Below are 12,282 nucleotides of genomic sequence, written 5' to 3' on the forward strand. Positions count from 1 at the left end.
GGCTCCGCCGCCCGCTCTTGCTGGTGCTCGTTGGACCCGGGCGGCTCGGCGGCGCGCACCACCATACTGGCCGCCGCCGACACGTATCTGACGACTATGGGAAAGGGGACGGGCATTCCGGCCGAAGTCCGGGCACGTCACACGCCAAGTCGACCATCGGGGCGGCCCGGTTGCGACGACCGCGACATGGTGGCACACATCACAGCCACGACCATTCCGCCCAGGAGATAGACCAGATCGCCGATGCCCCCGGGGAAGACCCCGTCACCTTCCGGGCGGCCCACGTTGAGCAGCACGATCGCGATGAGCCATCCCGCGGCCGGTGCGGCGACACCGGCCTGGGTGCCGGTGGCGCGCCGCCCGCCGTAGAAGGTGGCGGCGGTGGCGAACAGTGCCAGGAGCAACCCGCCCGGGAACCAGGCGGCTTGGATCAGGGCCCCGGCGGTGCCGACCAGCGCGCCGAGCACGGCAAGCCCGACATACGCGGCGATCCGGCCCGCCCTGCCCGTTCCCGGCCCGGAGGCCGTCCTCCCGGACGCGCTCATGCCGTCACCCCCGCGAAGAGGTCGTGCTCGCGTTCACCGGCGGGCGCCCCGGAGAGCCCCTGGACCAACTGGTAGTACTCCGTGGTGAAGATCGGCTGGCCCAGATCGTTGGAGAGCGCGAAGAACGGCCCCTCGACGGCGACTTGGGTGACGTGGGCGGCCATCGCGGCGGCCTTCCGCTCCGCGAAGACCGAACCGTCGATCTCGGTGGTGATGTCCTTGTCGTCCACCACGCCCGGTACGTCCCCGATCTCGGCGATGCCGGGGAAGCCGGCGCCGGCGGCTCTCAGCCGGGCGAAGCCCTCCTCGGCGACCGACCGGGGGACCCGGTTCCAGTAGATCTTGGCGATCTCGTGGGCAGGACCCAGATCGCGGCGGAAGGCGGGCTCGGCGGCCAGTTCGGCGGCGCGCATGGCGACGCGGTGGGCCTGGATGTGGTCGGGATGGCCGTACCCGCCGTCGGGGTCGTAGGTCACCAGGACCTGCGGGCGCACGGACCGGATCACCTCGACGAGATGCGGCGCGGCCTCGTCCACGTCGGTGCCCCAGAAGGCGCCCTCGCGGTCGTTCTGCGGCGCGCCCATCATCCCGGAGTCGCGGAACCGGCCGGGGCCGCCGAGGAAGCGGTGGTCGGTCACGCCCAGCTCCCGCATGGCGTCGGCCAGTTCGCCGACGCGGTGCGGCCCGAGCCGGTCCTCCCGGTCGGGTGCGAGATGGGCGAGAGCGGGCGGGATGACCTCGCCCTCCTCGCCCAGCGTGCAGGTCACCAGGGTGACCCGGGCGCCCTCGGCCGCGTACTTGGCCATGGTGGCGCCGTTGTTGATCGACTCGTCGTCGGGGTGCGCGTGCACCAGGAGCAGACGACGGGCGGGAAGGTCCGTCATAGGGCACAGCCTACGAGGCGGGGCGGGCCGGCCCTCGTACCCCTGGACCCCTCAGAACTTGAGTCCGCCGATCATGCCCGCCACATTGGTGGTCAGCTGACTGATCGTGGGGGCGATGGAGGAGCTCGCCAGGTAGAAGCCGAGGAGCATGCAGACCGCCGCATGTCCGGCCTTCAGTCCGGATTTCCGGACCAGCAGGAAGACGACGATCGCCAGCAGCACCACCGCCGAAATCGAGAGTGCCACGGCGGTTCACCTCCACAGAGTCGGTCGGAGCACGGTCGGAACATATTCGGTCGGTCCAGGCAGCACGCATGTGCCAGTAGGTCCATACCCACCTAGCGCTACGGATCATAACTATCCGTACCTACGCATCGATCGGTGCACAGCAGCACACGGGGGCGCACGAACGCTAGGTTCGGTCGCATGACCTCGAGGCAGCAGCTCCACTTCCCGCTCTCCTTTCCTCGTCAGTACGCCCGGACGCAGCGCTTCACGCTCGGCGCCCCCCGCGCGTTCACTCTCTCGCCCGACGGTGCGCGTGTGGTCTTCCTCCGCTCACCGTCCGGTACTCAGCGGTCCCACCAGCTCTGGGTGATGGATTTGGAGGGGGACGTTCAGGAGAGGGTGGCCGCCGATCCCGAGGCGCTGCTGGGCGGCGCGGAGGAGGAGCTGTCGGCCGAGGAGAAGGCGCGGCGCGAGCGCAGCCGCGAGGGGTCCGCGGGGATCGTCGGTTACGCGGTGGACGAGGCAGTGGAATTGGCCGCCTTCACGCTCTCGGGGCGGCTGTTCACGGCGGAACTGCGGGCCGGGACGGCGAGCGAACTGCGGGTCCCCGGGCCGGTGATCGACCCGCGCCCCTCGCCCGACGGGCGGCACATCGCGTACGTGGCGCGGGGCGCGCTGCGGGTGACCGGAGCGGAGGGCGAGGGGGACAGGGCGCTGGCCGAGCCGGAGGGGGCGCGGACGACGTACGGTCTGGCGGAGTTCGTCGCGGCCGAGGAGATGGGGCGCTCGCGCGGCTTCTGGTGGTCGCCGGACTCGGAGCGGCTCCTGGTGGCCCGGGTCGACGAGGAGCCCGTGCGGCGCTGGTGGATCGCCGACCCGGCGCATCCGGACAGGGAGCCGGAGCCGGTCCTCTATCCGGCGGCGGGGACGGCCAACGCGGAGGTGCGGCTGTACCTCGTCGGCCTCGACGGATCGCGTACGGAGGTCGAGTGGGACCGGACGCGCCATCCGTATCTGGCGCGGGTCCACTGGTCGGGCGAGGGGCCGCCGCTGCTGCTCGTGCAGAGCCGTGACCAGCGCACGCAGCTGTATCTGGTGGTGGACGCGGAGTCGGGGGCGACCCGGAAGGTGCATGTCGACGAGGACCCGGTGTGGCTGGAGCTGCACCCGGGGGCGCCGGCGTGGGCCCCGGACGGCCGGCTGGTGCGGATCGCGGACGAGGGCGGCGCGCGTGTGCTCGCCATGGGCGACCGGGCGCTGACCAGTGCGTCGCTGCACGTGCGGGCGGTACTGGACATCGGCGGGAACGACGTCCTGGTGTCGGCGTCGGCGGGCGAGGAGGCCGTGGCCGCGGCCGGGATGGGTCCGGAGATCGGCGAGATCCATGTCTACCGGGTCAATGAGCTGGGGACGGAACGGATCTCGGAGGGGCCCGGGATTCACTCGGCGGTGCGCTGCGGCGCGGTGACGGTCCTGTCCTCGGCGCGGCCGGACACCGCAGGCGCGGTGACGCGGGTGCTCAGGGACGGCAAGCAGATCGCGGTGATCGGTTCGTCGGCGGAGGAACCGGTCCTCTCGGCGGGCGTGCGGCTTGTCGAAGGGGGCGCACATCGGATTCCATGCGCCGTCCTGCTTCCGGCGGGGTACGAGGAGGGCGACGGGCCGCTGCCGGTCCTGCTCGACCCGTACGGCGGTCCGCACGGCCAGCGCGTGGTCGCGGCGCACAACGCTCATCTCACGTCCCAGTGGTTCGCCGACCAGGGGTTCGCGGTGGTCGTGGCGGACGGGCGGGGCACCCCGGGCCGCTCCCCCGGCTGGGAGAAGGCGATCAAGGACAATCTGATGCTCACCCTCGACGACCAGATCGAGGCACTGCGGGCACTGGCCGAGCGGTTCCCGCTGGACCTGGACCGGGTGGGGATCCGCGGCTGGTCGTACGGCGGGTATCTGGCGGCGCTGGCGGTACTGCGGCGGCCGGACGTCTTCCACGCGGCGGTGGTGGGGGCGCCGGTGACCGACTTCCGGCTCTACGACACCCATTACACCGAGCGCTATCTCGGCACTCCGCAGGAGAACCCGGAGGTGTACGCGGCCAACTCGCTGCTCACGGACGACGGTCTGTCGGCGCCGGAGAATCCCGCCAGACCGATGATGATCATCCATGGGATGGCGGACGACAATGTGGTCGTGGCACACAGCCTGCGGCTGTCCTCGGCGCTGCTGGCAGCGGGGCGCCCCCATGAGGTGCTCCCCCTGTCGGGCGTGACCCACATCACTCCGCAGGAGCAGATCGCGGAGAACCTGCTCCTGCTCCAAGTGGACTTCCTGAAGCGCTCCTTGGGGGTGGAGGCGGCCGGCTGACAGCCGGTGTCGGCGGGACCGCATGGCGACCGGCCGGGACGGCATGGCGCGCCCGGCCGGTCTACGGCACCCGCACGGCCGTACGTTGTTCAGGGTGAGGCGTTCGGATATCGGTGCGGGGTCGGTGAAGTTGCCTGCGCGTTAAAGAAACTGGCGGGCGCTCAGCTCGACGCGTCCGGCCCGTGTCCCTCCGGGGGTTCCGGGGTCTTCGGGGATTCAGGGGTCGCCGTGCCCCAGGGGGTGTTCAGCGGGCCGGGTTCCGGTGGGGCGGGGGCCAGGGGCCCGGGAGGCGCGAGGGGCTCCGGCGGAACCACCTGCTTCTCCTCGGCGAAATGGCAGGCGGAGTCGTGTCTCGCCGGGCTGTCCGCCTCACGGAAGACGGCGGGGACCGCCAGCAGCGGGACTTCGAGGGCGCAGCGTTCGCGGGCCTTCCAGCAGCGGGTCCGGAAGCGGCAGCCGGAGGGAATGTTCGCGGGCGACGGGACGTCGCCGGTGAGGATGATCCGCTCCCGGCGCTCACGGGCCTCCGGGTCGGGGACCGGGACCGCCGACAGCAGCGCCTGGGTGTAGGGGTGCGTCGGATGGTCGTAGATCTCGGCGTCCCTGCCCATCTCGACGATCCGGCCCAGGTACATCACGCCGACCCGGTCCGAGATGTGCCGGACGATCGACAGGTCGTGGGCGATGAAGACGTACGACAGGGAGAACTCGCCCTGCAGGCGGTCCAGCAGATTGATGACCTGCGCCTGGACCGAGACGTCGAGCGCGGAGACGGGCTCGTCGGCCACGATGATCTCGGGGCGGAGCGCGAGCCCGCGCGCGATGCCGATGCGCTGGCGCTGGCCGCCGGAGAACTGGTGCGGATAGCGGTTGATGTACTCCGGGTTGAGACCGACCACGTCCAGCAGGTCCTGGACCTTCTGACGGCGTGAGCCCTTCGGGGCCACCTCGGGGTGGATCTCGTACGGCTCTCCGATGATGTCGCCGACGGTCATCCGGGGGTTCAGGGAGGTGTACGGGTCCTGGAACACCATCTGGATGTTGCGGCGGACGGCCTTGAGGGCCTTCCCGGAGAGCGTGGTGATGTCCTCGCCCCGGTAGCGGATCGACCCGGACGTCGGCCGTTCCAGATGGACCAGCATCTTCGCGAGCGTGGACTTGCCGCAGCCGGACTCGCCCACGATGCCGAGCGTCTCGCCCGCCATCAGTTCCAGGTCGACGCCGTCGACGGCCTTGACCGAGCCGATCTGCTTCTTGAAGAGGACGCCCCGGGTGAGGGGGTAGTGCTTGTGCAGGTCACGGACCTGGAGGAGCACCTCAGCCATGGAGGGCCTCCTGCCAGAAGTGGCACGCGCTGGTGCGGTCCGCGGAGACCTCGTACAGCGGCGGGACATCGGTTCTGCACACGTCCCGGGCCAGCGGGCAGCGGGGGTTGAAGGCGCAGCCGGGCGGGATGTTCATCAGGTTCGGCGGCAGTCCCTTGATCGCGTACAGCTCCCGTCCCTTCTGGTCCAGGCGCGGGATCGAGTCCAGCAGGCCGCGCGTGTAGGGATGGGCGGGTGCCTTGTAGATCTCATGGACCGGCGCCGACTCGACGATCCGGCCCGCGTACATGACGGCGATGTGGTCGGCGACGTCGGCGACGACGCCGAGGTCGTGGGTGATCAGGACGAGTCCCATGTCGAGCTCGCGCTGGAGCTCGGCGAGCAGGTCCATGACCTGGGCCTGGACGGTCACGTCGAGCGCGGTGGTCGGCTCGTCCGCGATGATCAGGTCGGGCTCGAGGGCCAGCGCCATGGCGATCATGATGCGCTGGCGCATCCCGCCCGAGAACTGGTGCGGATAGTCCCCGACCCGCTCCTTCGCCGCGGGGATCCGGACCCGGTCCATCAGCTCGACGGCCTTCGCGCGGGCGTCCTTCTTCGACGCTCCCTGGTGGACGACGAACATCTCGCCCAGCTGGGCTCCGACGCTCATCACGGGGTTGAGCGACGACAGCGCGTCCTGGAAGATCATCGCCATCCGCGCCCCGCGGACCTTCCGCCGCTCCTCCTCCTTGAGGGTGAGCAGGTCCTGCCCCTGGAAGAGGATCTCGCCGCCGGAGATCCTGCCCGGCGGGACGTCGAGGATGCCCATGATCGCCTGGGCGGTGACGGACTTCCCGGAGCCGGACTCGCCGAGCACGGCGAGCGTCCGGCCGGAGTCGACCGAGTAGGTCACCCCGTTGACGGCCTTGGCGACCCCGTCCCTGGTATGGAACTCCACGTGAAGGTCCCGCACTTCGAGCAGCATGAGTGCCTACCTGAGCTTCGGGTCGAGGGCGTCGCGCACCGCGTCGCCGAGCATGATGAACGCGAGCACCGTGATCGCCAGCGCGCCCGCCGGCCAAAGCAGCATGTGCGGGGCGTTGCGGATGTAGGCCGCCGCCGAGGAGATGTCGATGCCCCACGACACCGTGGGCGGCTTGAGGCCGACACCGAGGAAGGACAGGGTCGCCTCCAGGGCGATGTACGTCCCGAGCGCGATGGTCGCCACGACGATGACCGGGGCGACGGCGTTGGGCGCGATGTGGCGCAGCAGCATCCGGGTGTGGGAGGCGCCGAGCGCCCGCGCGGCCTGGACGTAGTCGTTCTGCTTGGCGGTGATGACCGAGCCGCGGGCGATGCGGGAGATCTGGGGCCAGCCGAGCAGCACGATGAAGCCGATGACCGGCCAGACGGTGGTGCTGGTGATGACGGAGAGCAGGACGAGACCGCCGAGGACGACGGGGACCGCGAAGAACACATCGGTGATCCGGGAGAGGAACGCGTCCCACGCGCCGCCGAAGAAGCCGGCGAGCCCGCCGAGCACACTGCCGAGCAGCGCGACTCCGAGCGTGGCGAAGACACCCACCTGGACGGAGGCCCGGGCGCCGTAGACCGTACGGGTGTAGACGTCGCAGCCCTGGCCGTTGAAGCCGAAGGGGTGTCCCGGCTGGGAGCCCTCCTGGGCCTTGGCGAGATCGCACTGGAGCGGGTCGCCGTCGGCGATCAGCTGGGGCCAGATCGCGATGATCACCAGGAAGACGATGACCAGTCCCGAGACGATGAAGACGGGGTTGCGGCGCAGGTCGTGCCAGGCGTCCGACCAGAGGCTGCGCGGCTTGCCCGTGGGGCCGGTGCCCTCGGGCCCGCCGGGAACCTTCTCCAGCGTCGCACCCTCGCTCATGGCGAGGTCCATCGCGCCACCGGCCCCGGTCGGGGCGATCGCTCCGCCGTCGTCGTACTGCGGCTCAGGCATAGCGGATCCTCGGGTCGAGTACGGCGTACAGGAGGTCGACCAGCAGATTGGCGACGAGGAACACCAGCACCAGAACGGTCACGAAGCCGACGACGGTCTGGGTGTTCTGGCGGAGGATGCCCTGGAAGAGCTGGTAGCCGACACCGTGGATGTTGAAGATCCGTTCGGTCACGATGGCTCCGCCCATCAGGGCTCCGATGTCGGTGCCGATGAAGGTGACGACGGGGATCAGCGAGTTGCGCAGCAGATGGCGGGTGATGACCCGGCGGCGCGGGAGGCCCTTCGCGACGGCGGTACGGACGTAGTCGGCGCGCTTGTTCTCGGCGATCGAGGTCCGGGTGAGCCGGGTGACGTAGGCGAGCGAGACGGAGGCGAGGACCAGGCCGGGGACGATCAGTTCGTCGACGGTCGCCTCGGGTGAGACGGCGGGCTTGATCCATCCCCACTTCACGCCGAGCAGCAGCTGGAGCAGCAGGCCGGTGACGAACGTCGGGACCGAGATGACCACCAGCGTCAGCAGCAGCACGGTGGTGTCGACGGGGCGCCCGCGCCGCAGGCCGGTGACGACCCCGAGGCTGATCCCGATGACGATCTCGAAGACGATCGCGACGAGAGTGAGCCGGATGGTGACCGGGAAGGCCGTGGACATCAGCTCGGTGACCTTCTGGCCGTTGAAGGCCGTACCGAAGTCGCCGGTGAAGACATTGCCCATGTACGTCAGGTACTGCTGCCACACCGGCTTATCGAGCCCGAACTCCTTCTTCAGCTGGGCGGCGGTCGCCGGATCGCACTGGCGGTCGCCGCACAGCCCCGCGATGGGGTCGCCCATCACGTTGACCATCAGGAAGATCAGCAGCGTGGCGCCGAAGAAGACCGGGATCATCTGCAGCAGACGCCGGATCACATAGCGTCCCATGGAGGGCTCCGGGGGTCGTGGTCGTGTGAAGCGGGACGGCCCGGCGATCGGGCACGCCGGGCCGTACGCCGTCCGGCGTCAGCTGACCTTGATCTCGTTGTAGACGGGGACGCTGAACGGGTTCAGGGCGACGTTGGAGATCCGCTCGGAGTAGCCGGCGCTGCCGTTCTGGTACCAGAGGGGGATGGCGCCCATGTCGTCCCGCAGGACCCCCTCGGCCCGCTGGAACAGCTCGACGGCCTTCTTGGTGTCGGTCTCGGCGTTGGCCTCGTCGACGAGTTTGTCGAACTCCTTGTTGGTCCACTTTCCGTCGTTGGACGAGGCGTTGGTGTAGTACAGCGGCTGCAGGAAGTTCTGGATGAGCGGGTAGTCCATCTGCCAGCCGGCCCGGAAGGGGCCCGTCATCTTGTGTGTGGTGATCTGGTTGCGGTAGTCGGCGAAGGTGCCGACCGGGTTGCCGACGCAGGCCTTGTTGTCGCCCATCGCGTTGTTGATGGAGTTGCAGACGGCGTCGACCCACTCCTTGTGGGAGCCGGTGTCCGCGTTGAACGAGATCTTCATCGTGCCGCCGGGGATGCCGCCGCCCTCGGTGATCAGCTTCTTCGCCTCGGCGGGGTTGTAAGTGCAGGCGTCGCCGCAGAGGTCGCCCTTGTATCCGCCGTCCGCGCCGAGGACGGGGGACGTCCAGTCCTTGGCGGGCGTACGGGTCTTCTGGAAGATGGTCGAGGTGATCTGCTCGCGGTTGATCGCCATGGAGATGCCCTTGCGGACCTTGGCGCCGTCCGGGGTGTCCCACGCCTTGTCGTAGAAGGGGATGGCGAGCGTCTGGATGATGCCGGCGGGGGTGTTGACGTACCGGTCGCCGAGGTCGGCCTGCGCGTTCTTGAGCTGGGAGGCGGGGACGTCGTCGACCAGGTCGAGGTTGCCGGCGGTCAGGTCGGTGTAGGCGGTGTTGTTGTCGGTGTAGACCTTGAGGGTCACTCCGCCGTTCTGCGCCTTGTCGGCGCCGGGGTAGTCGTCCCACCGCTTCAGGGCCATCTGGGAGCCCTTGGCGTAGGAGTCGACGGTGTACGGGCCGTTCCCGACGGGCTTGGAGAGCCAGGCGTCGTGACTGGTGAAGAACGCCCTGGGCAGCGGGGAGAACGCGGCGTAGCCGAGGGTCTCGGGCCAGGTGGAGAACTTCTGGGTGAGCTTGACGGTGAAGGTCTTGTCGTTGACGACCTTGAGCCCGCTCATTCTCTCGGCCTTGGGTTCGCCGGAGTCGGGGTGCACGTCCGCGTACCCCTCGATGTAGCCGAAGAAGTAGGCGTTGCGCTGGTTGTTCTTGAGGTGGGCCCCGTAGTTCCAGGCGTCCACGAAGGACTTCGAGGTGACCTTCTCGCCGTTGGAGAAGGTCCAGCCGTCCTTGAGGGTGATCGTGAAGGTGGTGGAGTCGCCGGTCTCGATCTTCTCGGCGAGCATGTCCTTCGCCTCGCCGGTCTTGGGGTCGTACCGCTTGAGACCCCGGAAGATCATGTCGAGGACCTTGCCGCCCTGCACCTCATTGGTGTTCGCCGGTTCCAGGGGGTTCTGCGGGTCCGCCCAGGAGGAGCTCACGATCCCGTCCGCACCACCACCGCCGCTGTCGCTCCCGCCGCCGCAGGCGGTCGCCGCGAGGACGACGGCCGCCGCACCAGCGGCCCACTTGGCGTGCGTGGCTCCGCGCATGGAGTGCCTCCTGAAGGTCCCTGAGCTTACGTAGGCCCAAATATCCCCCCAAAAGACACAGGCGCGCCGGAGCGACACCGGGCTGGCGCCGATCCGACCTGCGGAACGACGAAGGGCGCCCGGACCGCAATGGCCCGGGCGCCCTTCACACCTGTCAGTGCGTCACACCGCGTGGACGACGTCCTTCTCCTCGGCGAAGTGGCACGCCGACTCGTGCGCGGCCGGGGTGTCCTGCCCCTGGAAACGCTCCGGGATCGCCAGCAGCGGAACCTCGGTGGTGCACTTCTCCTCCGCCTTCCAGCAGCGGGTGCGGAAGCGGCAGCCCGACGGCGGATTGGCCGGCGAGGGGACGTCCCCGGTGAGGATGATCCGCTCGCGGCCCTCGCGGGCCTCCGGGTCGGGCACGGGGACCGCCGACAGCAGCGCCTGGGTGTAGGGGTGCGTCGGGTGGTCGTAGATCTGCGTGTCCGTACCGATCTCGGCCATCTTGCCGAGGTACATGACGCCGACCCGGTCCGAGATGTGCCGGACGATCGACAGGTCGTGGGCGATGAAGACATAGGACAGGTTGAACTCGTCCTGGAGCTTCTCCATCAGGTTGATGACCTGCGCCTGGACGGACACGTCCAGGGCCGAGACCGGCTCGTCGCAGATGATGATCTCCGGGTTGAGCGCCAGACCGCGGGCGATGCCGATGCGCTGACGCTGACCGCCGGAGAACTGGTGCGGATAGCGGTTGATGTACTCGGGGTTGAGACCGACCACATCGAGCAGCTCCTGCACCTTGCGGCGCCGGTCGCCCTTCGGGGCCACCTCGGGGTGGATGTCGAAGGGCTCGCCGATGATGTCGCCCACCGTCATGCGGGGGTTGAGCGAGGTGTACGGGTCCTGGAACACCATCTGGATATTGCGGCGGACGGCCTTGAGGGCGCGCCCCGACAGCCGGGTGATGTCCTGGCCCTTGTAGAAGACCTCGCCCGCGGTCGCCCGCTCCAGGTTCATCAGCAGCTTGGCGACGGTGGACTTGCCACAGCCGGACTCGCCGACGATGCCGAGGGTCTCGCCCTGGTAGAGGTCGAAGGAGATCCCGTCGACGGCCTTGACCGCGCCGACCTGCTTCTTGAACAGGATGCCCTGGGTGAGCGGGAAGTGCTTGACCAGGTTGCGCACCTGCAGGATCGGCTCACCGCGTTCGACCGGCGCCTCGATGGCGGCTACGGCCTCCGCCTCGGAGGCCGCGTCGACCGTCTCGACCTCGGTGACGTTCGGGGTCGCGTCCACAGCCTCATCCTTCTTGCTGAGCTCAGCCATGGATCGTCTCCTTCCAGAAGTGGCAGGCGCTGCCGCGGCCCGGCAGCTCCGTGCCGTCCTGCTCGGTGACCGGCGCGAGCGCCGGGATCTCCGTACGGCAGATGTCCTCGGCCTTGGGGCAGCGCGGGTTGAAGGCGCAACCGGTCGGGACGTGGAGCAGGTTGGGCGGCAGACCCTTGATCGCGTACAGCTCCTGGCCCTTCTGGTCCAGGCGCGGGATGGAGTCGAGGAGGCCACGGGTGTACGGGTGCGCGGGGCGCTTGTACAGCTCGCGCACCGGAGCCTGCTCGACGATCCGGCCCGCGTACATGACCGCGATCTTGTCCGCGACATCGGCGACGACGCCGAGGTCGTGGGTGATCAGGATCAGACCCATGTTGTACTCGCGCTGCAGCTCCGCGAGCAGGTCCATGACCTGGGCCTGGACGGTCACGTCGAGCGCGGTGGTGGGCTCGTCCGCGATGATCAGGTCGGGCTCGAGGGCCAGCGCCATGGCGATCATGATGCGCTGGCGCATACCGCCCGAGAACTGGTGGGGATAGTCGCTCACCCGGGCCGCGGCGGCCGGGATCTTGACCTTGTCCATCAGCTCGATGGCCCTGGCCTTGGCGTCCTTCTTGGACAGGCCGTGGTGGACCCGGAACATCTCGCCGAGCTGGTAGCCGACGGTGAGGACCGGGTTCAGCGAGGACAGTGCGTCCTGGAAGATCATGGCGATCTTCCGGCCGCGGATCTGCCGGCGCTCCTCGTAGGACATCTTGAGCATGTCCTCGCCGCGGAAGAAGATCTCGCCCTGCGGGATCTTGCCGGGCGGCATGTCGAGGATGCCCATGATCGCCTGGGCGGTCACGGACTTGCCGGAGCCGGACTCGCCGAGGACGGCGAGGGTCTCGCCGGCGTTCACCGAGTAGTTGACTCCGTTGACCGCCTTGGCCACACCGTCGCGGGTGTGGAACTCCACGTGCAGGTCACGGACTTCGAGCAGGGGACCGTTGTGGTCGTCTCCGTCGCGCGGCGAGGGGACGGTCGCGGTCTTGTCGAGGTTGTCGAT

11 protein-coding genes are annotated in these 12,282 nt (G+C 69.2%); 1 reads left to right on the top strand and 10 read right to left on the bottom strand.

The features are described from left to right. Positions 1-137: 137 nt before the first annotated feature. Genes ACZ7J0_RS19905 through ACZ7J0_RS19915 form a run of 3 tightly spaced genes read right to left on the bottom strand, consistent with a single transcriptional unit; the run spans position 138 to position 1,675 of the window. Complete coding sequence (locus tag ACZ7J0_RS19905) at positions 138-545, bottom strand: DUF6113 family protein (RefSeq protein ID WP_470889030.1); 408 nt, start codon at positions 543-545, stop codon at positions 138-140. Next, positions 542-1,429, bottom strand: a complete 888-nt coding sequence (gene mshB / locus ACZ7J0_RS19910; protein ID WP_470889032.1) for an N-acetyl-1-D-myo-inositol-2-amino-2-deoxy-alpha-D-glucopyranoside deacetylase — start codon at positions 1,427-1,429, stop codon at positions 542-544. Before mshB ends, ACZ7J0_RS19905 begins: the two co-directional genes overlap by 4 nt. A 51-nt stretch (positions 1,430-1,480) precedes the next feature. Continuing rightward, on the bottom strand, positions 1,481-1,675 hold the full coding sequence (locus ACZ7J0_RS19915; protein WP_266382581.1) for a hypothetical protein: 195 nt from the start codon (positions 1,673-1,675) through the stop codon (positions 1,481-1,483). Positions 1,676-1,855: 180 nt separating this feature from the next. On the opposite strand from ACZ7J0_RS19915, the gene ACZ7J0_RS19920 reads away from it, so the two are divergent. Beyond that, positions 1,856-4,018, top strand: coding sequence for a S9 family peptidase (locus tag ACZ7J0_RS19920; RefSeq protein ID WP_470889035.1), 2,163 nt, complete (start codon positions 1,856-1,858; stop codon positions 4,016-4,018). A gap of 161 nt (positions 4,019-4,179) precedes the next feature. Here the strand turns inward: ACZ7J0_RS19920 and ACZ7J0_RS19925 are convergent, their stop codons facing one another. The 7 genes from ACZ7J0_RS19925 to ACZ7J0_RS19955 all read right to left on the bottom strand — a co-directional run bounded on the left by ACZ7J0_RS19925 (position 4,180) and on the right by ACZ7J0_RS19955 (position 12,282). Further along, positions 4,180-5,343: an ABC transporter ATP-binding protein gene (locus tag ACZ7J0_RS19925; protein WP_470889037.1), complete on the bottom strand. Its 1,164-nt coding sequence runs from the start codon at positions 5,341-5,343 to the stop codon at positions 4,180-4,182. Next, positions 5,336-6,310, bottom strand: a complete 975-nt coding sequence (locus ACZ7J0_RS19930; protein WP_470889039.1) for an ABC transporter ATP-binding protein — start codon at positions 6,308-6,310, stop codon at positions 5,336-5,338. The genes ACZ7J0_RS19925 and ACZ7J0_RS19930 overlap by 8 nt, the downstream gene beginning before the upstream one ends. A 6-nt stretch (positions 6,311-6,316) precedes the next feature. After that, positions 6,317-7,297, bottom strand: coding sequence for an ABC transporter permease (locus ACZ7J0_RS19935; protein WP_470889041.1), 981 nt, complete (start codon positions 7,295-7,297; stop codon positions 6,317-6,319). Next, positions 7,290-8,213 (bottom strand): ABC transporter permease, encoded by a 924-nt coding sequence (locus tag ACZ7J0_RS19940; protein WP_470889043.1) that lies wholly within the window; start codon positions 8,211-8,213, stop codon positions 7,290-7,292. The genes ACZ7J0_RS19935 and ACZ7J0_RS19940 overlap by 8 nt, the downstream gene beginning before the upstream one ends. Positions 8,214-8,291: 78 nt before the next feature. Next, positions 8,292-9,920 carry a peptide ABC transporter substrate-binding protein gene (locus ACZ7J0_RS19945; protein WP_470889045.1) on the bottom strand — a complete coding sequence of 543 codons (1,629 nt, stop codon included), beginning with the start codon at positions 9,918-9,920 and terminating at the stop codon, positions 8,292-8,294. 162 nt (positions 9,921-10,082) lie between these two features. Next, the gene (locus ACZ7J0_RS19950) at positions 10,083-11,231 is read right to left on the bottom strand and encodes an ABC transporter ATP-binding protein (protein WP_468711848.1); all 1,149 of its coding nucleotides are present in this window, start codon (positions 11,229-11,231) and stop codon (positions 10,083-10,085) included. Continuing rightward, positions 11,224-12,282, bottom strand: coding sequence for an ABC transporter ATP-binding protein (locus tag ACZ7J0_RS19955; RefSeq protein WP_470889280.1), 1,059 nt, complete (start codon positions 12,280-12,282; stop codon positions 11,224-11,226). Before ACZ7J0_RS19955 ends, ACZ7J0_RS19950 begins: the two co-directional genes overlap by 8 nt.

The sequence above is a fragment of the Streptomyces sp. NPDC038280 genome (genome assembly GCF_055600045.1).